Origin of the sequence: Streptomyces sp. SS1-1, from assembly GCF_008973465.1 — a bacterium.
GTDB lineage: Bacteria > Actinomycetota > Actinomycetes > Streptomycetales > Streptomycetaceae > Streptomyces.
Genome location: NZ_WBXN01000004.1, coordinates 6,174,245 through 6,199,482, shown reverse-complemented (window position 1 = coordinate 6,199,482; position 25,238 = coordinate 6,174,245). Strand labels below are relative to the sequence as shown.

General features: G+C 71.6%; 16 protein-coding genes. 10 read left to right on the top strand and 6 right to left on the bottom strand.

Annotated features, from left to right (window positions below; all coding sequences use genetic code 11):
* The first annotated feature begins 7 nt into the window (after window positions 1–7).
* The 3 genes from F8R89_RS29605 (at window position 8) to F8R89_RS29595 (ending at window position 4,806) form a co-directional block, all read left to right on the top strand.
* Window positions 8–847 (top strand): carbohydrate ABC transporter permease, encoded by an 840-nt coding sequence (locus F8R89_RS29605; RefSeq protein ID WP_151786810.1) that lies wholly within the window; start codon window positions 8–10, stop codon window positions 845–847.
* Window positions 844–3,789 carry a glycoside hydrolase family 2 TIM barrel-domain containing protein gene (locus tag F8R89_RS29600; RefSeq protein WP_151786809.1) on the top strand — a complete coding sequence of 982 codons (2,946 nt, stop codon included), beginning with the start codon at window positions 844–846 and terminating at the stop codon, window positions 3,787–3,789. The genes F8R89_RS29605 and F8R89_RS29600 overlap by 4 nt, the downstream gene beginning before the upstream one ends.
* Window positions 3,790–3,912: 123 nt before the next feature.
* Window positions 3,913–4,806, top strand: coding sequence for an alpha/beta fold hydrolase (locus F8R89_RS29595; RefSeq protein WP_151786808.1), 894 nt, complete (start codon window positions 3,913–3,915; stop codon window positions 4,804–4,806).
* A gap of 12 nt (window positions 4,807–4,818) precedes the next feature.
* On the opposite strand, the gene fxsT is transcribed toward F8R89_RS29595, so the two are convergent.
* The 4 genes from fxsT to F8R89_RS29575 are packed head-to-tail and all read right to left on the bottom strand — an operon-like array spanning window position 4,819 to window position 13,189.
* On the bottom strand, window positions 4,819–8,883 hold the full coding sequence (fxsT, locus tag F8R89_RS29590) for an FxSxx-COOH system tetratricopeptide repeat protein (protein ID WP_151786807.1): 4,065 nt from the start codon (window positions 8,881–8,883) through the stop codon (window positions 4,819–4,821).
* Window positions 8,870–10,162, bottom strand: coding sequence for a TIR-like protein FxsC (locus tag F8R89_RS29585; RefSeq protein WP_225994666.1), 1,293 nt, complete (start codon window positions 10,160–10,162; stop codon window positions 8,870–8,872). Before F8R89_RS29585 ends, fxsT begins: the two co-directional genes overlap by 14 nt.
* A 58-nt stretch (window positions 10,163–10,220) precedes the next feature.
* Window positions 10,221–11,054, bottom strand: a complete 834-nt coding sequence (locus F8R89_RS29580) for an aminoglycoside N(3)-acetyltransferase (RefSeq protein WP_225994532.1) — start codon at window positions 11,052–11,054, stop codon at window positions 10,221–10,223.
* Window positions 11,051–13,189, bottom strand: coding sequence for an FxsB family cyclophane-forming radical SAM/SPASM peptide maturase (locus F8R89_RS29575; protein ID WP_225994531.1), 2,139 nt, complete (start codon window positions 13,187–13,189; stop codon window positions 11,051–11,053). Before F8R89_RS29575 ends, F8R89_RS29580 begins: the two co-directional genes overlap by 4 nt.
* 593 nt (window positions 13,190–13,782) lie before the next feature.
* Here F8R89_RS29575 and F8R89_RS29570 point away from each other — a divergent pair.
* Window positions 13,783–14,568, top strand: a complete 786-nt coding sequence (locus F8R89_RS29570; RefSeq protein WP_192806401.1) for an IclR family transcriptional regulator — start codon at window positions 13,783–13,785, stop codon at window positions 14,566–14,568.
* Between the two features lie 217 nt (window positions 14,569–14,785).
* Window positions 14,786–16,186 carry a glycoside hydrolase family 16 protein gene (locus tag F8R89_RS29565; RefSeq protein WP_151786805.1) on the top strand — a complete coding sequence of 467 codons (1,401 nt, stop codon included), beginning with the start codon at window positions 14,786–14,788 and terminating at the stop codon, window positions 16,184–16,186.
* Window positions 16,187–16,261: 75 nt separating this feature from the next.
* On the opposite strand, the gene F8R89_RS29560 is transcribed toward F8R89_RS29565, so the two are convergent.
* Complete coding sequence (locus F8R89_RS29560; RefSeq protein WP_151786804.1) at window positions 16,262–16,672, bottom strand: GerW family sporulation protein; 411 nt, start codon at window positions 16,670–16,672, stop codon at window positions 16,262–16,264.
* Between the two features lie 94 nt (window positions 16,673–16,766).
* On the bottom strand, window positions 16,767–17,687 hold the full coding sequence (locus F8R89_RS29555) for a helix-turn-helix transcriptional regulator (protein ID WP_151786803.1): 921 nt from the start codon (window positions 17,685–17,687) through the stop codon (window positions 16,767–16,769).
* A gap of 177 nt (window positions 17,688–17,864) precedes the next feature.
* On the opposite strand from F8R89_RS29555, the gene tkt reads away from it, so the two are divergent.
* Genes tkt through pgi form a run of 5 tightly spaced genes read left to right on the top strand, consistent with a single transcriptional unit; the run spans window position 17,865 to window position 25,237 of the window.
* A complete protein-coding gene (gene tkt / locus F8R89_RS29550; protein WP_151786802.1) occupies window positions 17,865–19,940 on the top strand; it encodes a transketolase in 2,076 nt (691 codons plus the stop codon).
* Window positions 19,941–19,958: 18 nt separating this feature from the next.
* Window positions 19,959–21,104 (top strand): transaldolase, encoded by a 1,146-nt coding sequence (tal, locus tag F8R89_RS29545; RefSeq protein WP_151786801.1) that lies wholly within the window; start codon window positions 19,959–19,961, stop codon window positions 21,102–21,104.
* A complete protein-coding gene (gene zwf / locus F8R89_RS29540; protein ID WP_151786800.1) occupies window positions 21,101–22,630 on the top strand; it encodes a glucose-6-phosphate dehydrogenase in 1,530 nt (509 codons plus the stop codon). The genes tal and zwf overlap by 4 nt, the downstream gene beginning before the upstream one ends.
* Window positions 22,627–23,562, top strand: coding sequence for a glucose-6-phosphate dehydrogenase assembly protein OpcA (opcA, locus tag F8R89_RS29535; RefSeq protein WP_151786799.1), 936 nt, complete (start codon window positions 22,627–22,629; stop codon window positions 23,560–23,562). The genes zwf and opcA overlap by 4 nt, the downstream gene beginning before the upstream one ends.
* Window positions 23,555–25,237, top strand: a complete 1,683-nt coding sequence (gene pgi / locus F8R89_RS29530) for a glucose-6-phosphate isomerase (protein WP_151786798.1) — start codon at window positions 23,555–23,557, stop codon at window positions 25,235–25,237. The genes opcA and pgi overlap by 8 nt, the downstream gene beginning before the upstream one ends.
* Window position 25,238: the final 1 nt, after the last annotated feature.

Sequence of the window (25,238 nt, the reverse complement as noted above, 5' to 3'; positions counted from 1 at the left end):
CCGCGACATGGCATCCATCAAGGGCTCCGGACGCCGGGGCATCGCGCTGCACGCGTCCCTGATCATCGGTGTGCTGCTCTCGGCCTTCCCGTTCTACTGGGCCGTGATCATGTCGACGCACACCTCGTCGGAGATCTTCTCCTACCCGCCGAACCTGCTGCCGGGCTCGCACTTCACGGAGAACGTCCGGCACCTGTTCGACACGGTCGACTTCTTCGGGTCGATGGCGAACTCGCTGCTCGTCGCGACGGCGGTGACGTTCCTCGTGCTGTTCCTCGACTCGCTCGCGGCCTTCGTGTTCGCGAAGTTCGCCTTCCCCGGCCGGAACGCGCTGTTCGCGCTGCTCATGCTGATCTTCATGGTCCCGGCCCAGATGGCCGCGATCCCACAGTTCGTGATCATGGCGAAGATCGGCTGGATCGGTTCGATGACCTCGCTGATCGTGCCGGCCGCCGCCAACGCCTTCGGCATCTTCTGGATGCGCCAGTACATGCGCAGCGCCATCCACGACGAACTGCTCGACGCCTCCCGCCTGGACGGCGCGAACTTCCTGCGCCAGTACTGGCACGTCGCCCTCCCGGTCGTCCGCCCCGGGCTCGCCTTCCTCGGCATCTTCACGTTCATGGGCCAGTGGAACGACTACGCGTGGCCGCTGATCGCCCTGACCAACCCCGACAACGTCACCCTCCAGGTCGCGCTGTCCCAGCTCAACGGCACCCACGGCACCACCGACTACGGCATGGTGATGACCGGTGCCGTCCTCGCCCTGATCCCGCTGCTGATCGTCTTCGCGATCGGCGCCCGGCAGATCATCGGCGACCTCGCCAAAGGAGCCGTCCGCGGATGACCCTCTCCCCCGACTCCCCCAGCTCCCCCGACCCGCTGATCGCGCTGCGCCCCTGGGAGGCGCCCGAGCTGACCTCCTGGAACCGCCTCCCCATGAACGCCGTCGACCGGCGCTCCGGAGCCATCCCCTTGGACGGCGACTGGCGTTTCCAGTTGCTGCCGGCTCCGGACGCGCCGGTCGGCGGTGCCTGGTCGACGGCGTACGTCCCCGGCGCCTGGACCCTCCAGGACAGCGGCGACCTGCCGCAGTACACCAACGTCACGATGCCGTTCCCCGACATCCCGCCGCACTCCCCCGCCGCCAACCCGACCGGCGTGTACGAACGGGAGGTGGACGTGCCCGCCGGCTGGGCCGGACACCGGATCGTGCTCCAGGTCGGGGCGGCCGAGAGCGTCCTGCTGGTCCACGTCGACGGCCGCCCCGTGGGTATCTCCAAGGACTCGCACCTGGCCGCCGAGTTCGACCTGACGAAGGCGGTCCGGCCGGGCGGGCGGGCCACCGTCCGGCTGACCGTCGTCAAGTGGTCCGACGCCTCCCACATCGAGGACCAGGACCAGTGGTGGCACGGCGGCCTCACCCGCTCCGTCCTGCTGTACGCGACGGACCCGCTGCACCTGGCCGACGTGACCGTCCGCGCGCGGCGCGACGGCGAGCTGCGGGTCGACTGCCAGGTACGGGACGCGCTTGGTGCGCTCCCGGAGGGCTGGTACCTGACCGGGGACCTCGACGGCCTTCCCCTCGCCCAGGACACCGCGCTCGACGCGGCCAACGCCGAGGACGAGCGGGTCTCGACGTTCCTGGGCGAGGCCCGCCTGACGACGACGGTGCCGGAGGTACGCCCCTGGACGGCGGAAACCCCTGCCCTGTACCCCCTGACCATCCGGCTGCACCGCGCCGACGGCACGGTCGCCGACACCTCCCGGCACCGGGTCGGCTTCCGGGACGTGGAGATCACGGGCAGGGACCTCCTGGTCAACGGGGAACGGATCTACATCCGAGGCGTGAACCGGCACGACTTCCACCCCCTGACCGGCCGGACCGTGACCGCCGAGGACATGCGCGCCGACCTGGTCCTCCTCAAGCGCTTCGGCTTCAACGCGATCCGCACCGCCCACTACCCGAACGACCCCGCGCTGTACGACCTGGCCGACGAACTCGGCTTCTACGTCGTCGACGAGGCCGACATCGAGTCCCACGACCACGCCCACGAGATCGCCGACGACCCGCGCTACCTCAACGCCTTCGTGGACCGGGTGTCGCGCATGGTGCTGCGCGACAAGAACCACCCGTCGGTGATCGTCTGGTCGCTGGGCAACGAGTCCGACTACGGCGCCCACCACGACGCGGCGGCCGGCTGGGTCCGCCACCACGACCCGACGCGCCCGATCCAGTACGAGGGGGCGGCGAAGCTGGACTGGGCGGCGACGGACGACGCCTCCGACATCGCCTGCCCGATGTACGCGCCGATCGAGGAGTGCGTGGCACACGCCCTGTCGGGCCGCCAGACCCGGCCGCTCATCCAGTGCGAGTACTCGCACGCGATGGGCAACAGCAACGGCACACTCGCCGACTTCTGGACGGCCGTGGAGTCCACACCGGGCCTCCAGGGCGGCTTCATCTGGGAGTTGTGGGACCACGGCATCCTGCAACGCCTGAGCGACGGCCACCCGGCCGGCCGCACCGGCCCCGCCCTCCGGGGCGACGGCATCGCCCCGCCCGGCCACCGCTGGGCGTACGGCGGCGACTTCGGCGAGCGCGTGCACGACGGGGCGTTCATCGCGGACGGCGTGGTGTTCCCGGACCGGGCGCCCAAGCCGGCTCTGTACGAGCACCGCGAGATCGCGGCGCCGGTACGGATCGAGGGCGTAGAGCAGGGGGGCGTCCTGCTCACCAATCACCAGCACTTCCGAACCCTGGACTGGCTGACGGGCGAGTGGCGCCTGGACCTGGCCGACGGCAGGACGTTGCACGCCCCCGCCGACCTGCCCGATCTGCGCCCCGGCCGAACGGCCGCCGTACCGCTGCCCTTCGAGCTGCCGGAGGAGGGCGGCGAGGCGTGGCTGACGCTGCGGGTGACGGTGGCGGAGGCCCAGCCGTGGGCGCCACGCGGCACGGAACTGTGCGTACCGCAGGTGCGCCTGCGCGGCCCGTCCCCGGTGCCCGTGCAACCGGTGAGCGGCGCGGTGCAGGTGGACGCCGAAGGCCTCCTCCGCCACTCTCTGCTGACGGCACCCCCCACCCTCACCCTCTGGCGGGCGCCCACCGACAACGACGAGATCGGCGGCATGGCCGGCCGCTGGCGGGACTGGGGCCTGGACACGCTCACCCGCGAGGTCGTGTCCGTCCGGGAGGAGCCCGGCCGCACCACTGTGGAGGCGGTCTACACGGCAGGGTCGGCCGTCGTACGGCACCGGCAGGTGCTGACGCCCGTCGAGGGCGGGGTGCGGATCGAGGAGGAGGCCGAGCTGCCGGCGGAGTTCGACGACGTGGCGAGGGTCGGCACGGTCTTCGAGACGGTCGCCGGTCTCGACCGTATGGACTGGTTCGGCCAGGGCCCGTGGGAGTCCTACCCCGACCGCGCGGCCGGCGCCCCAGTCGGCCACCACACCGGCCCGGTGGACGAGTTGTTCACGCCGTACCTGCGCCCCCAGGAGAGCGGCGGCCGGCACGGGGTGCGCCACTTCACGCTGTCCGGTGCGGCTGGACGCGCTCTACGCGTCACGCTGGACGAACCACGCCAGGTATCGGTGACCCGCTTCCGCCCCGAGGACCTCACCAGGGCCCGCCACCACGCCGAACTGGTCCCCCGCCCCAGCTGCGTGATCCATGTCGACGCGGTCCACCGCGGCTTGGGGACGGCATCGTGCGGGCCCGATACGTCGCCTGGGTACCTCGTGGGGCCGGGGGTGCATCGGTGGAGCTGGACGTTGGGGGTGGTCTGAGAGCCGTTCGCGGCGGGCCGGAAACACGCGCACACCAGGATGATCTGGGGCACGATGGGGAATGGCCGATGCACGACCACACGGCATGCCGCAGCGGGCGGGGGCGTCGAGAGGGGGCCGCGCATGCTCAGAGAGGTGCACACGGGGGACGGGAGACGATTAGCCGTCGAGATCAGCGGAGATCCCGGCGGCTCACCCGTGTTCCTGCTGCACGGCACACCCGGCAGCCGGCTGGGGCCGGCGCCCCGGCCGATGCTGCTCTACCACCAGCGGGTCCGGCTCATCACCTACGACCGCCCCGGATACGGCCCCTCGGACCGGCTTCCGGGCCGCCGGGTCGCGCATGTCTCGCAGGACGTCGCGGCCATCGCGGACGCCCTGGGCGTGGAGCGTTTCGCGGTGGTCGGCCGCTCCGGCGGCGGCCCGCACGCCCTCGCCTGCGCGGCCCTGCTGCCGGATCGGGTGACCCGGGCCGCCGTCCTGGTCAGCCTCGCCCCACGGGACGCGGACGGCCTCGACTGGTTCGCGGGCATGACCGCCTCCAACGTCAACGAGTACTCCAAGGCCGAGGACGGTCCCGACGAGCTGGCGGACAGCCTGCGCAAACGGTCCGCCGACATCCGGTCCGATCCCCGCAAACTCCTGGCGCAACTCCGCTGGGAACTCACCGAGTCGGATCTGCGGGTGATCGCCGACGCGGGGATCCGGGCGATGCTGCTGCGCAACTACCAGGAGGCACTCAGCGTCTCCGCGGACGGCTGGGTGGACGACGCCCTGTCCTTCTGCGCGCCCTGGGGTTTCTCGCCGGCGGACATCACCGTGCCGGTGCTGCTGTGGCACGGTGAACGGGACGGTTTCTCCCCGGCCAGCCACACCAAGTGGCTGGCCGAGCGCATTCCCGGAGGGCGGGCCGTCCTGCACCCGGAGGAGGCGCACTTCGCCTCTCTGCGGGTCCTGCCGGACGTGTTCACCTGGCTGGTCGGCGGACGCTCCCGGCTGGCCGCCGACCCCGTCTGACCACGCCGCCGGTCACACGGCCGGCGGCTCCAGGTCCCGGTGGATGCGCTTGCCCTCCCGGACGCTGACCGTGTGGGGATGGTTCTCGCCGAGCAGCCGGACGAACTCCTCGAGGCTGCTCTTGCGGAGCTGGTCGGCCTCCGGCTCCCGGTGCAGGGCGCGTAAGGTCACGCCCAGGTTGGCACGGGAGACGATGGTGTCCGGGTGCTGGTCGCCGAGGGTCGGCTGGAAGCCCGCCACCGCCATCCGCTCCAACTCCTCCGTCGCGCCGAGTTCGTTCAGCTCCGCCAGCACGTTGGCGAGGTTCACGGCGCAGGCCAGAGTGTGCGGGTGCCGGTCGCCGAGGACCTCCCTGAAGGTGGCGAGGTTCTTCTCCAGCAGCGCCCGCGCCCGGCTCACCTCGCCGGAACCCCGCAGGAAGATCCCGAGGTTGTTGACGGCGGCGAGTGTCGCCGGGTGCCGCTCGCCGGGCGCCGTGCGGTATTGGCGCACGATGTCCACCGCCAGCGAGAGCGCCTCCTCGCGCGCGCCGGTGGCGTACAGGTCGGTGGCGTAGTTCAGGGTGCAGTCCAGCACGTCGGGTGTGGTCGCGGGGGTGTCCCGCAACCGGTACTGCTCCCGCGTCTGCTGGGTCAGTGCCCGCGCCTCGTCCACCCGCCCCGCCTTGCGCAACGACACGGCGAGGCTCTTGGCGCTGCGCAGGGTTTCCGGGTACAGGTCGCCGAACAACTGCCGGTACGCGTCGTAACTGCTGCGCAGCAGGGACATGGACGGCTCGTACTGGCCGGTCTCGCGCAGGTCGCGCCCCAGGTTGCTGATGCTGATCAGGGTGTGGGGGTGCGTGGCGCCGAGGTCGTTGCGCCGCAGGTCGTAGATCTCCTGGTCGACGTCCCGGGCCTCGGTGTACCGGCCGAGCAGCCGCAGGCACACCGCGCGGTTGTTGTTGGCCGCGAGGGTGCGCGGGTGGTCGTCGCCGAAGTTCTCCTTGAAGCCGTCGTACGCCTCGGTCGCCAGCTCCAGGGCCTCCTCGAACCGGCCGATGCTGCCGAGGTCGGTGGCGAGGCCGCTGGCCGTCATCAGGATGTGCGGGTGTCCTGGCAGCAGCAGGGCACGCTGCTGGGTGAGGGTGTCGGAGCCCAGTTCCTCGGCCTCGACGTACTTGCCCAGGGAGCGCAGGACGTTCGCGACGTGGAAGCGCAGGTGGAGCAGCTGGGTGTGGAGTTCCGCCGCGTACCGCCGTTCCTCTGCGAGGGTGCGCGGGGCGCGGGGGTCGACGGAACGGCCCCCGTCGGATGCGGGTCCTCCGTTCCGGCGCGCCTCCAGGTCGGCGATCCGGGCCCGGCTGTCGGCCAGTTGCTGCTCCCACAGGCTGCGCAGGGAGCCCGCGAAGGACAGCGCGGCGTTCAGGTCGCCGCGTTTCCACAGGTAGCGCACGCGGTCGATGAGGAGCTGTCGGGTCTTCGGCTCGTCGCAGGTGCTGGCCTCGGACGCCTCCAGGTGCGGCCAGATCGCGGCGAAGGTGGGCTGGTTCTTGGGGTCGTCGATGGGTTCCTCACCGGACGGGCGTGCGCCTGCCAGGATGCGGTGCACGACGTGCTGGGCGTCCTCCTGCTCCCGTGCGGTCAGTTGCGAACGGATCACCGACTGCACCAGCCGATGCACCTGGATCGACTCGGTCGCCCGGTCCACCTTGGCGAGGGCGAACCGCCCGATCTCGCGGATCACCCGGCCGAGCACCATCTTCTCCTGGAGGGAGGGGTCCAGCTCGGACAGGACGCTGGTCATCTCGTCGCCGTACAGCAGCTCCATGGAGATGGGTTCGGCCGCGAAGAAGGCGCACAGCTGGAGCAGGCGTACGGCCGCCGGGGAGCGCTCCTTGAGCCGTTCGATGGAGACGTTCCAGGTGGCGCCGACGGGCTCCGGGTAGTTGGCGGGCTGGCTGAGGGACAGCACTCTCGCCGCCTGGTGCTCGAGTTCGGCGAGGTAGGTGTCGACGGGGGTGCCGGTCTCGGCGAGCCAGGCACCGGCCTGGTCGAGCGCGAGCGGCAGGTCGCCGACGGCGGCGGCCACCCGGTCGGCCTCCTCGGTGGTGAGGTCGGCGGCCCGGCGCAGCAGGTGCTCGACGCTTTCCTCGCGCAGGAACGGGTCGATCTCCAGGGCCTCGCCGAAGTGCAGCCAGGTCTGGTTGCGGGAGGTGACCAGGACATGGCCGGTGCCGCCGGGGAAGTGCCGGCTGACCTCCTGTGGTTCGTCGGCGTTGTCGAAGACGAGCAGCCAGCGCAGCGCCGAGGACTGGCGCAAGTGGTCGCAGACCTCGAGGGCGGCCTGGGCGGCGTCGTCACCGACGCGCAGGCCCAGCCGGCGGGCGAGGTCGGTGAGCGAGGAGACGACCAGTTCGTTCTGCTCGGAGGGGATCCACCACACCAGGTCGTAGTCGGCGGCGAAGCGGTGCACGTACTCCAGCGCGATCTGCGTCTTGCCGACACCGCCCAGTCCGTAGAGGGCGTACGGCGCCGGAGCGCCCCCCGAGGTGCTGCTGCCGAGCCCGTCGCGGAGCCTCTCCAGCAGGGCGCTGCGGCCGGTGAAGGACGCGTTGCGCGGGGAGACGTTCCAGAACTTGGGCACGGTGTCCGGGAAGCGGGCGTCCCGGAGCGCGACCTCGTCGGTCAGCTCGGCGGGCAGCGGCGGCTTGCCGAGGGCTCTCAGCAGCGCGGACGCGGCGACCTTCTCGCTGGTGCGCACCAGGTCGATGGCGGGCCGCTCGCCGAACGTGGGCGCGGGCCGCAGGTCGCCGACGCGGACGGCGACCACCTGGCGGCGGCCCGCGAGGTCTCCGCCGGTGGCCGCGTCCCACACCTGGCGGGCCCGCGCCGAGCGCTGGAAGGCCGGGGAGAGCACGAACACGGTCCGGTCGGCGGGCTTCTCGGCGCCGTCCCCCTCACTGCCGACGTACCGGCGGGACACCTTGAACCCGGCACGGGACAGCTGGGAGGTGATCCAGTCGGCCCACATCCGGTCCTCGGAGACGTAGCTGAGGTGCAGGTCGACGGGGAGGGTAAGCCGGGGCCGGGTGAACTTGGCGGTGACGGTCTCGCGCAGTTCCTTCGGCATCCGGGGCAGGGCGACCACGGCCTGGCCGCTGATCACCCCGGTGAGCCGCTCGAACGCGGACAGCAGGGAGGTGGCGTTGCCGGTCTCGTCGCCGAAGGTGGCCAGTGTCTCCTCGTAGGCGTAGTACGGCCGGTACGGCACCTCCACCGAGCCCCAGTAGTCGGTGAGTTCGTCCTCGGTCAGACCGGAGGGGAACCCGTCGAACTTGGCGCGGGCCAGGGCGCGACCGGCGTCCGCCTTCTCCTTCTCGCCCTCGTCGATACGCATGGGGACGGGCAGGATGCGGATACGGCGGCTGCGGAACCGGTCGCGGATGTCGTGGGCGACGGCAGCCGCGCCGTCGATGCTCTGGTCGCTGAGGGTGAAGCAGTCGACGAGCACGTCGGGCAGGTGGGCGGTGCAGATGTCGGCGATGTCGGAGAGCCCGGTGCGGCTGTCGACGAGGACGTAGTCGTAGTTGTGGCGCATGTCCTCGCGCAGCGCGTCGAAGAACAGGCCGCCGCCGAGCTCGTCGTAGAAGTGGTCCCAGTCGAAGGTGCTGACGAGCCCCGAGTAGTCGCGGTCCTGCCGCCCGGCCGACACCAGGTCGAGGGTGCCGGGCTCGGGGAACGACCAGTCCAGGGAGACGGCGTGGCGCTGGATACGGGCGTAGTCGAGGTGCCAGTCCGGCGGCCGGCTGTCGGCGCCACCGGGGTCGGTGTCGTCGGTGGCGGCCCAGGCGTAGTCCTTGAGCATGTCGATGACGCCGGTGGTGGCGCCGACGGTGGCCGGGTCGAGGAACGGGTGGAAGAAGCGGTGCAGGCCCGGCGCCTCCAGGTCCCAGTCCACGGCGAGGACGCGTTTGCCGTTGGCGGCCAGGATCCACGCCACGTTGGCGAGGGCCATCGTCCGTCCGGTGCCGCCTTTGTAAGAGTAGAACGTGACGATGCGGCCGGACCGGCCGTCCTGTTCGTCAAGGCTGCTCATCGCGGTCTTCCTCCTCGGCGTTCCGGCGGTGTCCCTGGGGTCGGCTGTCGGCGTGGTCCTTCCCGCACAGCCGGAATCGCTCGGTGCCCTGTCCGGCCGGCGGCCGGGCCTGGGCCCTCTTGCGGTACTCGCCCTCCGCCCAGTGCACGACGTCGGGCAGCACGGCGGCGAAGGAATGCTGGTCCGGGACGCCCCGGACGGCGGGTCTGCACACCTGCCGGCCCAGCCTGATACGGCGGGGCAGGGTGGCCTCGGCCTCCATGCCGAGTTCGTGCTCGGCGTCGTCGCTGTCGGGGTCGTGCTCGTTCCACGGCACGACCAGTCCGGTCGGTGGCAGGTCGGAGGCGTCGAACGCGGCCAGGGCGGCGCGGCGTTCGGGGTCGCGGAGCACCCAGCGGTCGAGGAGCACGACCTCGGGTCCCTCGGCCGGCCCGGCGGTGTGGTCGAACTCGCGTATGTCGGGCCGGAACGCGAGTCCTTCCGCGATGTCTGCGGCGACCTGCGCGAGGGGCTGCTCCGAGGCCGGGCGGTAGGGCGTCCAGTCGACGGCGGAGTCGCCGTAGTAGTCGGGGCTGCGGCCTTCGGGGAGCCGGTCGCGGGTGGGGGCCGCCACGCTGATGCGCAGGGTGCGGCCGGTGGTCGACGTGGTGGCGGGGGTGGCCGCGAACGCGTCGGGTCCTCCGCTGAGTTCGACGCGTTCGGCGTGGTCGACGACGATGCTCTCGCCGATGTCGACGATGCGGCGGGCGAGATGCAGGACGGCCTTCTCGTAGTCGTTGCGGAAGGCTCTCAGCTTGGCCAGTCCGTACAGCCCGAACGTGCGGTACCTCTGCCCGAGTTCGGGGTGGACGTACTGCACGTCCTTGACGGCGTCGGGCAGCCGGTGGTCGGGCACCGGCGACCACAGGGCGGGCACCACGGCGCTGGGGACGCCCGGCTGTCCGGCCTCGCGATGCCGGGCGGGCCGGCTGCCGAAGGCGGCCCACTCCCTGCCGCACCACGTACTGATGAAGTACCGCGGCGAGTACAGCGGCACGAACACCCGGCAGCGGGCGAGCGAGTCGCACAGCTCCTGCGGCCAGATCTGGCCCACCCGCATCGTGCCGTCCATGAATCCGGGGGCGCCCCGGTGGTCCGTCATGTTCTGGATGTGCTCGCAGAGTTCGTCGTAGAGACGGTGGACCCACAGATCGGGGTTGGTCGAACCGGAGCCGTCCTGCGGCATACGGGCGTAACTGAGGAAGAAATAGGGGGCGGCGGCATCCCCCGGTTGTTCCATCGGCACCAAGCGATCCCCCGATCCCGTCCCCCTCCCCCGGCCCCGTGGGGGTGGACACTCAGTGTAGGAACACCGCGCCGTTTTGTGACGGGTCCGCGGGAACGCGACGGGATCGATTTCCGGCCAGCCAACCGGCGGCGAAGTCGACGGCCCGTGCGAGTGGGAACAGCCGGGCATGGGAATCGCCGACGCGACCGCCGCGCACCACGGGGTCGGGGTGGGCCGCGTCGTCCTTCTCGAAGTCGGCGCCGAGCACCCCGAAGTCGCCGTCGTCCAGATCGACGTCCTCGTAGGCGATCCAGCGGCGTGCCCCGTCGCGCAGGACCACGCAGCGGTACGTCCGCCGCGGCGGGTCGGGGACGCGGTACTCGGCGAGATGGAAGGCACTGCACACCTCGAAGCCGACCCCGAGCAGCAGGACGTGGGCGTCTGCCTCGTACAGACCGCGCAGCGGGGAGCGCTCGCCCAGGTGGCAGTTCTCCGCGTGCCCGGCGAGCAGTTCTGTGGCCCGCGCGCCCAGGGCGGCGAACGAGGTCTGTGGGTGGGCGCTGCGCACCGCTCCACCGGACCGCCGCACGGCCTCGGCGAGCCGCCCGACGCCTTCGGACGGCGTGCTCGCCGGGTCGAACGGAGGCATCCGTCCCTTGAACGACCGGATCTGATCGGTGCTCAGGCCGCGCACACGGTCCCGGTACGCCGGGGAGGTGTCGGAGTTGCCGGCGGTGAACGCCGGGACGACGAGCGTGCCTCGGGGCCCGAGGACGTCCAGCAGCGCGGCCAGCAGGTCCTCGTCCGCCGCGCCGACTCTGCGCAGGGAGGCGTGGGCCAGGACGGTGGTTCCGGGCCGCAGGCCCAGGTCCACCAGATCCCTGGCGAGCGAGGAGGAGGTCACAGGCCGCGTCCGACCCCGTCGACGAATCGGCGGCCGAGCGGCGTGAGTGACCCCGACCGTGTCAGCCGCTCCCACTGGTCCCGGGTACGCCGGGCCTCCTCCTCGTTGTCCCGCAGCACGTCGGTGGCGGCGCGCGCGAAGGTGTCGCCGAGCAGCTCGCCGGTGCGGGTGTCCGCCTCGTCGTAGAGGTCGCACACGTCGAGGAGGGCGTCCAGCACACCGAGCCGGAAGCCTCGCACGATCTCGACGGCGACCGCCTCCGGGCCGGGGTGCAGATGGACGCCGAGGGCACCGATGCCACCGCCGGGCACATGGCGCCGGGGGTCGTGCGGGACGGCGAGCGGGGTGATCACGCGCACGCTCCGCTCGATGCCGCGGGCCACCGTCGGCAGCGTCTTGCGGATCAACGCCCAGGCCTGCGGCAGCACATGGCACCACGACTCCTCGGTCCGCACGTCGGTCAGCGGACCTTCGACGGGGAGGCCGTAGCAGTCGCGATGAGGGTCGGTGTCGTCCAGGGCGATGTCGAGCCCGTCGGCGCGGATGCGCCGCAGCGGCTCCCACCCGGGCCCGGACAGGTCCGCGCCCGTCAACTCCACCGTGTGCAGGGCGCTTTGGACGGCAAGGCTGCCGAGTCCGGGAAGGTGCGCCACGCCGTCGCGCACGGGCACCCGGACGGGCTCGGCGGGCCGGGTGGTCAGGCTCGCGGACGCGACGAGGGAGGCCAGGTGTGCGGGCGGCGCCTCTCCGGCGAGGCAGCGCACGGCCCAGCCTCGGGTGTACGGGTACGACAGCAGCGCCTCGGTGACCGCGGCGTCCCGCCGCCCCAGGTCGACGGCGAGCCGCCAGGGCTCCGTCCAGACGGGGCCGGCGTCGGCGCCGATCTCCTCGTGGACGGCGGTGAGCAGGCTCCGGGTGACGTCCCGTCGTACCCGGGCCAACTCCCCTACGCCTCGGCCGTCGTCACTGCCGTCGGCGAGGGCGTCGAAGCCGTCGATCGGGCGGGTCGCGCCGGCGCCGGTCCGCGCGTCGATCGTGTGGATCAGCTGCTTCAGATCCGCGCAGAAGACGGACGGGTTCCGGAAGCCGGTGCCGTCGGACCGGTAGCGGTGGGCGAACAGGCCGCCGCCGCAGGAGCGCACCACGGGGCACTCCCTGCACTGTGCGCACAGGTCGTCCAGGCCGTGCTGCCGGGCGCTGATGCCCGGGTGGCGGGCCACCTCGTCGAGGGTGTGCCGGAAGACGTCCGTGCCGGTGGCCGGCGCTCCGTCGTAGGCGGTCTTGAGGGAGTCGGCCTGTTCGTAGGTGCCGTCGGTCTCGACGACGACGACGTCGGCGGCGTCCAGTCCCATCGCCTCGGTGAGGCCGGGTCCGCCGCCGAGCGTGCTGACCACCGAGTCGAACAGTCGCACCGGCATCGGCCGGCCGGCCCGAGTCCACCGCTCATGCACGGTGAGCAGCCAGTCGGCGTACGGGGTGGTGCCTTCGCCGTCGGGGCGCAGGGGCGGCTCGTCCCAGGTCGCGTGCGGCAGGAGGAAGTCGATGCGCGGGGGCCGCAGGGCGACGAGGGCGTCGTACACGGCGCCGGGGTCGTTGCGGACGTCGATGGTGCACAGGATGCCGGCGTAGAGGTGGCGGTACCGGTCCTGGTCGAGCAGGGCGATCGCCCGCAGGACCTTGTCGTGGCTGCTGCGCCCGTCGACATAGAGCCGGTGGCGGTCGTTGGCGGCGCGGTCACCGTCGAGGGAGACCCCGACCCGGACGCCGTACTCCAGGAACAGGTCGAGGTGGCGCTGGTTCAGCTGGACGGCGTTGGTGTGGATGCGCAGGTCGAGGTCGCAGATGCCGTCGAGGGCGCCGGTCAGTGCCTCGCAGACGGCCCGTAAGCGGGCGGGGCCCGCGAGCAGCGGCTCGCCTCCGTGCAGGATGACCTGGACGGAGGCGAGTCGGTGACTCTTGGCATGCTCGGCCAGCCGGAGGGCGGTCCAGGAGATCGTTTCCGGTGAGATCACCTTGGGCCGGGAACTCCAGCTCTGGTCTGCGTGCTCGTAGATGTAGCAGTGCCGGCAGGCGAGGTCGCATCTGCTGTGCACTTTCAGTACGAGCTGCCCCAGCGGGACGGTCGGACCGGTCATGACGGTATGGGTGGTTGTCCTCAGATGGACGACTGGAAGGTGACCCCTGCCCCCTTGCGTGTCGGCGTGGCCGCGCGTGCTCGACGTACGCCGCGGACGCTCCTCGGGTCGTGCGGAGCGTCGAGACGCGGCGCGGTGGTCCGAGCGTCGGCGGCCGATGGCCGCGGCTCGCTGCCGACAGTGGCTCTGGTGCGAGTGGTCACGGTATTCCCTGATCAGAAGGGTAGGGTGAAGTGAGTGTCGGGGCACTCTGTCTGCACGGTACAGCGGCGGGCGCATACGTACCCGCCGATCCAAAAATCATGCCTCCGTTGGAGGGATTTCGGTACCGTTTCGGGGTAATCGAGTGCCCCAGCTGTTGAAGCGTGCGGAGTTGTCACCCTCGTCGCCCGCTCGGTCCCGGTCTCGATCGGCCTTCCCCTCGATCGCCACTGCGCCCGGAACCGTCTTCACCCGCTTGTCAGCTTAGCGGCGGCGCGGGTCCGCGAACCGGGTTTCGGGACAGTCTGTCAACGGGCATCGTCCCGGCGGCAGTTGATTCGCCGACCCGCGTGCCGTGCGGTCCCGTGGCCCCGCCAGGGAGGGAGCCCGCCATCGCCACCCCTTCCTCCTCCCCACCCCCCGGCACCCCCCGCTCGGCCCCCGGCCGTCTCCTCGCCGCGCTCGGGGCGTTCGACCTGGAGCACCCCGCGTTGAGTCTCACCGAGATCGGGCGGCGGGCCGGGCTGAGTCTCAGTACAGCGCATCGGCTGGTGGGGGCGCTCCGGGAGTGGGGTGCGCTGGAGCGGGACGAGCGCGGGCTCTATCACGTGGGGCTGCGGTTGTGGGAGCTGGCGGCGCTCGCTCCGCGCGGGCCCGCGTTGCGGCAGATCGCGTTGCCGTATCTGGAGGACCTGTACGAGGCGACGCACGAGAACGTGCAGTTGGCGGTGCGGGACGGGGCCGAGGTCGTCTACATCGAGTGGCTGTCGGGGCGTTCGGCGGTCGGGGTGCACATACGGGTCGGTGCGCGCTGGCCGCTGCACGCCACCGGGGTCGGGCTCGTGCTGCTCGCGCACTGCGGGATGGAGGAGCAGGAGTCGTACTGTGCCGGGGCGCTCGCCTCGTTCACGCCGTACACGGTGACGGATACGGCCAGGCTGCGCCGCATGCTCGCCGAGGTGCGGCGCACCGGGGTGGCGGTGAGCAGCCGGCAGGTCACCGAGGACGCCCTCTCCGTGGCCGCCCCGGTCCGTGACGCGGCGGGTGCGGTCGTCGCCGCCGTGTCGGTCGTCGTGCCCTACGCCGACGCAGGGGTTCCGGTGCTGGCCCCCGCCGTACGGCTCGCGGCGCGGGGGATATCCCGGGGGCTGGGGTGGCGGCCGGGGCACCAGGCGTAGGGCTCTCGGAGCCAACTGCCCCGCGGTTCGCGGCCCGGACGCTTCAGCCCATCAACCCGCCCATCACCCACGGGAATTATTTGCTTCACCTCTTGACGATCGGCACGCCGGAGAGCACATTGACCTCGGATTGAGAGCGCTCTCAGGCAAGCGGTCACCCCTCGCGCAGCCCCCTCCCCCCCTCCCCCCCACCTCCCACTCCCCGAGAGGCACCCCCATGAGCGAACTCACCGGCATGCCCCCAAGACGCCGCTCCGTCCGGCGCGTGTTCGTCGCCGTGCTCGGCACCCTCGGTCTGGCGGCGGCCGCCGCCGGTGTCGTCGTCCCGTCCGCCAGCGCCTCCGCGCCCACGCCCCCGTCGGGCTGGACCCAGGTCTTCCTCGACGACTTCACCGGCTCCGCGGGCGCCGGCGTGAACACCTCGAACTGGCGCTACGACACCGGCAAGGGCTACCCCGGCGGCCCCGGCAACTGGGGCACCGGCGAGATCGAGACGATGACGAGCAGCACCGACAACGTCTCCCTCGACGGCAACGGCAATCTGCGCATCACCCCCCGCCGGGACGGGTCCGGCAACTGGACGTCGGGCCGTATCGAGACCAACCGCACCGACTTCCAGCCCCCGGCCGGCGGCAAGCTCCGTGTGGAGGCCCGCATCCAGGTGCCGAACGTGACCGGGGCCGCCGCCAAGGGGTACTGGCCCGCCTTCTGGATGCTGGGCGCGCCGTACCGGGGCAACTACTGGAACTGGCCCGGCGTCGGCGAGCTGGACATCATGGAGAACACCCAGGGCATGAACACGGTGTTCGCCACCATGCACTGCGGCACCGCGCCGGGCGGCCCCTGCAACGAGAACAACGGGATCGGGAGCAACACCAGCTGTTCCAGTACGACCTGCCAGGCCGGCTTCCACACCTACCGGCTGGAGTGGGACCGCTCGACCGGCGTGGAGGAGATCCGCTTCTACCTGGACGGCGTCAACTACCACACCGTGCGGGCCAACCAGGTCGACGCGACGACCTGGGCCAACGCGACCAACCACGGCTACTTCATCATCCTCAACGTGGCCATGGGCGGCGGCTTCCCGGACGCCTTCGGCGGAGGCCCCGACGGCGGGACGCAGCCTGGGCACTCCATGCTCGTGGACTACGTCCAGGTGCTGACGTCCGGCGGGGGCGGCGGCACGACACCTCCGCCGACGGGCAACCGTGACGCCTACAGCGCCATCCAGGCCGAGTCGTTCGACGGGCAGAGCGGCGTCTACACCGAGTCGACGTCGGACACGGGCGGCGGGCAGAACATCGGCGCCCTCGCCAACGGGGACTGGGCGCTCTACAGGGGCGTCAACTTCGGCTCCACGGCGGCCCGTCAGTTCGTCGCGCGGGTGGCGAGCGGCGCGGCGAGCGGAGTCAGCGGACTGGTGGAGGTACGGCTGGACAGCCGCGGCAACGCGCCGATCGGCAGTTTCGCGCTGGCCAACACCGGCGGCTGGCAGTCGTGGCGGACGGTCCCCGCGAACATCGGCGCGGTGACCGGCACGCACGACGTCTATCTCACCTTCACCAGCGGCCAGCCCGCCGACTTCGTGAACGTGAACTGGTTCAACTTCGGTCATTGATCCGGCACTTGTCCGTGAGTCTGCGCCGCCCCGCCCGGTCCCTTCCGGCCTCGCGGGGCGGCGGTGCGTGTGTGCTCAGGGGCGCCGGCGTCGTAGCGCCCTGATCGCCGCGGGGAGGGCGGCGCCCAGCACCAGGCCAGCCAGGGGGGCCGCCCTGCCCCAGGTGCCGTGGATGGGGCGGTAGGTGGTGACGCCGTCGCGGATCTCGATGTAGCCGAGGGGGCGGGCCTCCACCCCTCCCCCGCCGCCTCCGCCGTCGTTCGTCCTGGCGCCCTCCACGGTGTGGCCCGTGCCGCCACCGAGGCCGAAGGCGACCCGGGCGACGGGGACGACGGTGACGCCTTCGGCGGTGACGGGCTCGCCGTAGACGGCGGTGACGGACGCCCGGCCGCCCAGCTTCTCGGCGAGGCGTTCCAGGAGGCGGACGGTGGCGTGGGAGGCGGGGTCGGGGGCCGGTTCCGGTGGGGTCGCGTGAGGGTCGCTCATGCAGGACTCGTAGGCGCGGAGGACGGCCGCGTCAACCCGGCCCGCCGGGAGGACGGGCGGGACCACCCCCTGGGACGTGTCCTGAGCCGCCCGCCTACCGGAGTTCCGCCCGGAACGCCGCCGGTGTCATGTCCGTGTGCTGCTGGAAGTACTTGGAGAAGTTGGCGGCGTCCGTGAAGCCGACGGCCGCGCCGATCCGGCCGATCGGCATGTCCGTGTGGGCCAGGAGCCGTTTCGCCTCCAGGACCACGCGCCGGTCGATGAAGCCCTTCGGTGTCTGGCCGGTCGCGGCGCGGACCGCGCGCACGAGGGTGCGGCGGGAGTAGCCGAGCTGGTCGGCGTAGGCGCTGACGCTGTGGTTGGTGGCGAAGCCGCGTTCCACGGCGTCCCGGAAGAGCGTGAACGTGGTGTCGCCCTGCCGGGGCGTGGCCGCCGAGCTGACGGCGAGGTGGGCGAGGCGCAGCAGGAGCGCGGTCAGGGAGTGGCGCAGCACGGCGGTGTGCAGGCTGAGCGGCAGGGTGGTGGAGTCCTCGTACTCGCGCCGCAGCTGGGCGAGGGCGGCGCGCAGGGCGGCGAGCTGGGGCTCGTCGGGGTGCAGCAGGGGCGGCAGGTCGTAGCGGTACAGGCCGGTGGCCTCGACGGTGGCGCGGGGCAGGAAGCCGGGCTGCATCGTGAGGACGGTGCCGCGGTAGCCGGCGTCCGCCGCGAACCGGTGGACCTGGCCGGGGCGGATCCACAGCAGGTCGCCGGCGTGAGCCTCGTACTCGGTGAAGTCGACCATGTGCCGGACGGGGCCCTCGTCGAAGAGCATCACGACGTGGAAGTCGATGCGGTGGACCCGGCCCAGGGGTGCTTCGGAGTGCCAGGTGCGGCCGGGGCCCATGGGGCCGACGCGCATGCCGACGCCGAGGACGCTCAGATCCACCGGGAAGGGGAAGGTGCGGATCGCGTCGCCGTCGCCGTCCGGGGCCGGTCTTCCGGGGCCTGTTCCGTCTTCGGCCGTTGTGTCCACCATGTCCGTCTCATGCCGTCTCAGTCGTGCGGGGCGGCCGCTCAGCCGTGCGCCGCGTCCCGCGCGGTGTCCCACTTTCACCACAGCGTGACACACGCCGACCTTCCCAGCGAAAAGTCAGACTTTTAGTTTTGAACGCGTTGGACCAGCTACTTCACCGCGATCGAGGACTTCTTGAAGATGAGCACGCAGACACCGGACAGCTTCGAATGGACCAAACTCGACCGGCGTGCCGTCGACACGGCGCGTCTGCTCGCGGCGGACGCCGTGCAGAAGGTCGGCAACGGGCACCCGGGCACGGCGATGAGCCTGGCCCCGGCCGCCTACACGCTCTTTCAGAAGGTGATGCGTCATGACCCGGCCGACCCGGAGTGGACGGGCCGGGACCGCTTCGTCCTGTCCCCCGGGCACACCTCGCTGACCCTGTACACCCAGCTCTTCCTGGCCGGGTACGAGGTGAGTCTCGACGACCTCAAGTCGTTCCGTACGCACGGGTCGAAGACGCCGGGGCACCCCGAGTACGGGCACACGGCGGGCGTTGAGACGACGACCGGGCCGCTCGGCCAGGGGGTCGCCAACGCCGTGGGGATGGCGATGGCCGCCCGCTACGAGCGCGGCCTGTTCGACCCGGAGGCCGCCGAGGGCGAGTCGCCGTTCGACCACATGATCTGGGCGATCGTCTCCGACGGCGACCTCCAGGAGGGCGTGTCCGCCGAGGCGTCCTCGCTCGCCGGCCACCAGCGGCTCGGCAACCTCGTCTTCCTGTACGACGACAACCACATCTCCATCGAGGGCGACACCGCGACCGCCTTCTCCGAGGACGTCCTCAAGCGCTACGAGGCGTACGGCTGGCACGTGCAGCGCATCGAGCCGGCCGCGAACGGCGACATCGACGTGGCCGCCCTGTACGGGGCGCTGAAGGCGGCGCAGGCCGAGACGGGCCGCCCCTCGATCATCGCGATGCGCACGATCATCGCCTGGCCCGCCCCGAACGCCCAGAACACCGAGGCGTCCCACGGCTCCGCGCTCGGCGCCGAGGAGATCGCCGCCACCAAGCGCGTCCTCGGCTTCGACCCCGAGAAGTCCTTCGAGGTCGCCGACGACGTCCTCGCGCACACCCGCCGGGCCCTGGACCGGGGCGCCGAGGCGCACACCGCCTGGGACAAGCGGATCGGCGCCTGGCGCACCGCGTCGCCGGAGCGCGCCGAACTGTTCGACCGGATCGTCTCCGGCCGGCTGCCCGAGGGCTGGGAGGACGCGCTCCCGGTGTTCGAGGAGGGAAAGGCCGTCGCCACGCGGGCCGCGTCCGGCAAGGTGCTCCAGGCGCTCGGCCCGGTGCTGCCGGAGCTGTGGGGCGGCTCGGCGGACCTGGCGGGGTCCAACAACACGACCATCGACAAGACCAGTTCGTTCCTGCCGGTGGGCAACCCGCTGCCGGAGGCCGACCCTTACGGCCGTACCGTTCACTTCGGCATCCGCGAGTTCTCGATGGCCGCGGAGATGAACGGCATCGCGCTGCACGGCAACACCCGTGTCTACGGCGGCACGTTCCTGGTGTTCTCGGACTACATGCGCAACGCCGTGCGGATGTCCGCGCTGATGCAGCTGCCGGTGACGTACGTGTGGACGCACGACTCCATCGGTCTGGGCGAGGACGGCCCGACCCACCAGCCGGTCGAGCACCTGGCCGCGCTGCGCGCCATCCCGGGCCTGAACGTGGTCCGTCCGGCCGACGCCAACGAGACCTCGGTCGTGTGGGCGGAGATCCTGCGCCGCCACTCCACCGACCCGGCGCCGCACGGCCTCGCGCTGACCCGTCAGGGCGTGCCGACGTACGCCCTCAACGAGGATGCCGCCAAGGGTGGTTACGTCCTGCGGGACGCCTCCACCGGGACGCCCGAGGTGGTCCTGGTCGCCACCGGCTCCGAGGTGCAGCTCGCCGTGGCCGCGCGGGATCTGCTGGAGGCGGAGGGGGTCGGCACCCGGGTGGTGTCGATGCCGTCCGTGGAGTGGTTCGAGCAGCAGCCGCGCGAGTACCGCGACAGCGTGCTGCCGCCGGCCGTGAGGGCCCGGGTCGCCGTCGAGGCCGGGATCGGCCTGACCTGGTACCGGTTCGTCGGGGACGCCGGCCGCATCGTCTCCCTGGAGCACTTCGGCGCCTCCGCCGACGCCACGACCCTGTTCGCCGAGTACGGCTTCACCCCGGAGCGCGTGGCCGCCGCCGCCCGGGAATCCCTCGCCGCCGCCCGCGGTTGATCCACACGCAGAAAGAAGATGATCGCAGTGACCACTGAAGCAACCGCCGCCGGCAACCTCAAGCGCCTGTCCGACGAGGGCGTCTCCATCTGGCTGGACGACCTGTCGCGCCGCCGTATCGAGTCCGGCAACCTCGCCGCGCTCGTCGCGGAGAAGAACGTCGTGGGCGTCACCACCAACCCGTCCATCTTCCAGGCCGCGATCGGCTCCGGTGAGGGGTACGAGGAGCAGCTGGCCGACCTCGCGGTGCGCGGCGTCACGGTCGACGAGGCCGTACGGATGATGACCACCGCCGACGTGCGGGCCGCCGCGGACGTGCTGCGGCCCGTGTACGACGCCGCGGAGGGCCGGGACGGCCGGGTCTCCATCGAGGTCGACCCGCGGCTCGCGCACGACACCGCGGCCACCGTCGCCGAGGCCAGGCAGCTGGCCTGGCTGGTCGACCGCCCCAACGTGATGATCAAGATCCCGGCGACGAAGGCCGGGCTCCCCGCCATCACCGAGGTCGTCGCGGCGGGCATCAGCGTCAACGTCACGCTGATCTTCTCCCTGGCCCGCTACCGCGAGGTCATGGACGCCTACCTGGCCGGTCTGGAGAAGGCGGCCGCGAAGGGCCTGGACCTGTCCGCCGTGCACTCGGTGGCGTCGTTCTTCGTCTCCCGCGTCGACGCCGACATCGACAAGCGGCTCGCGGAGATCGGCACGGACGAGGCCCTCGCGCTGAAGGGCCGGGCGGCGCTCGCCAACGCGCGGCTGGCCTACGAGGCGTACGAGCAGGTGTTCGCCTCGGAGCGCTGGACGGCCCTGGAGAGTGCCGGCGCGAACCGGCAGCGCCCGCTGTGGGCGTCCACGGGCGTTAAGGATCCCTCGTACAGGGACACCCTGTACGTGGACCAGCTGGTCGCGCCGGGCACCGTGAACACGATGCCCGAGGCCACGCTCGACGCCACCGCCGACCACGGGGAGATCACCGGGGACACGGTGACCGGCGGTTATGAGCGGGCCCGCGCCGATCTGGCCGCGGTGGAGGCCCTCGGGGTCTCGTACGACGACGTCGTCACCCGGTTGGAGGACGAGGGCGTCGCCAAGTTCGAGGTGGCGTGGCAGGACCTGTTGGACGCCGTGAAGAAGTCGCTCGGCAGCAAGGGAGCTGACGCAGAATGACCTCCGACTGGGACAACCCGCTTCGCGATCCCCGCGACCGCCGCCTCCCCCGGATCGCGGGCCCGTCCGGGCTCGTCATCTTCGGGGTCACCGGCGACCTGTCCCGCAAGAAACTGATGCCGGCCGTGTACGACCTCGCCAACCGCGGCCTGCTGCCGCCGGGCTTCTCCCTGGTCGGGTTCGCCCGGCGGGACTGGGAGGACCAGGACTTCGCGCAGGTCGTGCACGACTCGGTGCGCGAGCACGCCCGGACCGAGTTCCGTGAGGAGGTCTGGCAGCAGCTCGCCGAGGGCATGCGGTTCATCCCGGGTGACTTCGACGACGACACCGCGTTCAAGCAGCTGCGGGACACCGTCCACGAACTGGACACGGCACGCGGGACCAGCGGGAACTACGCCTTCTACCTGTCCGTGCCGCCGAAGTTCTTCCCGAAGGTCGTGCAGCAGCTCAAGCGGCACGGCCTGGCGGACGCCCCGGAGGGGTCGTGGCGGCGCGCGGTCATCGAAAAGCCGTTCGGACGCGATCTGGCGAGCGCCCGGGAGCTGAACGCGATCGTGCACGACGTGTTCGACCCGGAGCAGGTCTTCCGTATCGACCACTACCTGGGCAAGGAGACCGTCCAGAACATCCTGGCGCTCCGCTTCGCCAACCAGATGTTCGAACCGATCTGGAACCGCTCGTACGTCGACCACGTGCAGATCACGATGGCCGAGGACATCGGCATCGGCGGCCGCGCGGGCTACTACGACGGCATCGGATCGGCCCGGGACGTCATCCAGAACCACCTGCTGCAGCTGATGGCGCTCACCGCGATGGAGGAACCCGCCGCGTTCGACGCCGCGTCGCTGCTCACCGAGAAGCTGAAGGTCCTCAAGGCGGTCAAGCTGCCCGAGGACCTGGGCCTGCACACCGTGCGCGGCCAGTACGCGGCGGCCTGGCAGGGCGGCGCGAAGGTGCGCGGCTACCTCGAGGAGGACGGCATCGACCCCGCCTCGAAGACGGACACGTACGCCGCCATCCGGCTGAACGTCGACAACCGGCGCTGGGCCGGGGTGCCGTTCTACCTGCGCACCGGCAAGCGGCTGGGGCGGCGGGTCACGGAGATCGCGGTCGTCTTCCAGCGGGCCCCGCACTCCCCCTTCGACTCCACGGCCACCGAGGAGCTGGGGCAGAACGCCATCGTCATCCGCGTCCAGCCGGACGAGGGCATGACGGTCCGCTTTGGTTCCAAGGTGCCGGGGACGTCGATGGAGATCCGGGACGTCACGATGGACTTCGCGTACGGCGAGTCCTTCACGGAGTCCTCGCCGGAGGCGTACGAGCGGCTCATCCTGGACGTCCTCCTCGGGGACGCCAACCTGTTCCCCCGTCACCAGGAAGTGGAAGAGTCCTGGAAGATCCTCGATCCGATCGAGGAGTTCTGGGAGACGCACGGCAGGCCGGCGCGGTACGCGGCCGGCAGCTGGGGACCCGAGGAGGCGGACGAGATGCTCGCACGAGACGGACGGAGCTGGCGCAGGCCATGAAGATCGACCTGACCGACACCACGGCAAGCAAGATCAACAAGGCGCTGGTCCAGGGCCGCCGGGCGATCGGCACCCCGGCCGTGGGCATGGTCCTGACGATGGTCATCGTCACGGACGAGGAGAACGCCTACGACTCCATCAAGGCGGCCGAGGAGGCCTCGCACGAGCACCCCTCCCGCACCCTGGTCGTGATCAAGCGCCACGCCCGCACCCCGCGCGACCGCACCCGCTCCCACCTCGACGCCGAGGTCCGGGTGGGCGCCGACGCGGGCACCGGGGAGACGGTGATCCTGCGGATGTACGGCGAGGTGTCCGAGCACGCCGACTCGGTGGTGCTGCCGCTGCTGCTGCCGGACGCCCCGGTCGTCGTGTGGTGGCCGGTGGACGCGCCGGAGAACCCGGCGAAGGACCCGCTGGGCGCGCTCGCCCAGCGCCGGATCACCGACCTGTACACGTCCGAGAACCCGCTGGCCGACCTGGAGGCCCGCGCCCGCAACTACGCGCCCGGCGACACGGACCTGGCCTGGACCCGGCTCACGCCGTGGCGTTCCATGCTGGCCGCCGCCCTGGACCAGGCGCGGGTGCCGATCGTGTCCGCGGTCGTGGAGGCCGAGGCCGACAACCCGGCGGCGGAGCTGCTGGCCCGCTGGCTGGAGGCCCGGCTGAAGGTGACCGCCGAGCGGGTCGTCACGGCCGGCCCGGTCGTCACGGGCGTCCGGCTGGGCACCGAGAACGGCGAGATCGTCATCGACCGCCCGGAGGGCCCGCTGGCCACCCTGCACCTGCCGGGCCAGCCGTCGCGCACCCTGGCACTGAAGGTCCGCACCACCTCCGAACTCATCGCCGAGGAGCTGCGGCGCCTCGACGCCGACGAGATGTACGCCATCGCCCTGCGGGGCGAGGCCGGCAAGGAGACCCCCTCCCATGTCTGAGACCCCCCGGCTGACCCGGCGCCCCGAGTGGGTGGCCCTGGAGGACCACCGCGCGGACGCCTTCCAGCAGCCGAGCCTGCGGGAGCTGTTCGCCGCGGACCCCGCGCGCGCCGAGCGGTACGTCCTGCGCGTGGGCGACCTGCGCATCGACTACTCCAAGCACCTGGTGAACGACGAGACGCTCGCCCTGCTGCGCGAGCTCGCCGCCGCCACCGACGTGTTCGGGCTGCGGGACGCCATGTTCCGCGGCGAGCGGATCAACGTCACCGAGGACCGGGCGGTGCTGCACACCGCGCTGCGGGCCCCGCGGGACGCGGTCGTCGAGGTCGACGGCGAGAACGTCGTGCCGAAGGTGCACGCCGTGCTCGACAAGATGGCGGACTTCGCCGGACGGGTCCGCTCCGGCGCCTGGACCGGCCACACCGGCAAGCTGATCAGGAACGTCGTCAACATCGGCATCGGCGGCTCCGACCTGGGGCCTGCCATGGCGTACGAGGCCCTGCGCCCGTTCACCGCCCGGGAGTTGACGTTCCGGTTCGTGTCCAACGTCGACGGCTCCGATCTGCACGAGGCGATCCGGGACCTGGACCCGGCCGAGACGCTGTTCATCGTCGCGTCGAAGACGTTCACCACGATCGAGACGATCACCAACGCCACCTCGGCCCGCTCCTGGCTGCTCGCCGGTCTGGGAGGCGATGAGAAGGCCGTCGCGAAGCACTTCGTGGCGCTGTCCACGAACGCCGAGAAGGTGACCGCCTTCGGCATCGACCCGGACAACATGTTCGAGTTCTGGGACTGGGTCGGCGGCCGCTACTCGTACGACTCCGCGATCGGGCTGTCCCTGATGATCGCGATCGGTGAGGAGCACTTCCGGGAGATGCTCGACGGCTTCCACACCGTCGACGAGCACTTCCGCACCGCGCCCGCCGAGGCCAACGCCCCGCTGACGCTGGGCCTGCTGGGCATCTGGTACGGCAACTTCTTCCACGCCGAGTCCCACGCGGTGCTGCCGTACTCGCACTACCTGTCGAAGTTCACGGCGTATCTGCAGCAGCTGGACATGGAGTCCAACGGCAAGTCCGTCGACCGGGACGGGCACGTCGTGGGCTGGGAGACCGGCCCCGTGGTGTGGGGCACGCCCGGCACCAACGGGCAGCACGCCTACTACCAGCTGATCCACCAGGGCACCCGGCTCATCCCGGCCGACCTGATCGGCTTCGCCCGCCCCGTCGCCGAGCTCAGCGACGAACTCAAGGCGCAGCACGACCTGCTGATGGCCAACATGTTCGCGCAGGGGCAGGCGCTCGCGTTCGGCAAGACGGCGGACGAGGTCCGCGCGGAGGGGGTGCCCGAGGAGCAGGTCCCGCACCGCACCTTCCAGGGCAACCACCCCACGACCACGATCCTCGCCCCCGAGCTGACCCCGTCGGTCCTCGGTCAGCTCGTCGCCCTCTACGAGCACAAGGTGTTCACGCAGGGCGCCGTGTGGAACATCGACTCCTTCGACCAGTGGGGCGTCGAGCTCGGCAAGGTCCTCGCCAAGCGCGTCGAGCCCGCCCTCACCGAGGGCGCCGAGGTCCCCGGCCTCGACCCGTCCACCGCCGCCCTCGTGGCCGCGTACCGCTCACTCAAGACCGCGTCGGACGCGCAGGGCGTCCAGGAGGAAGTGAACTGAC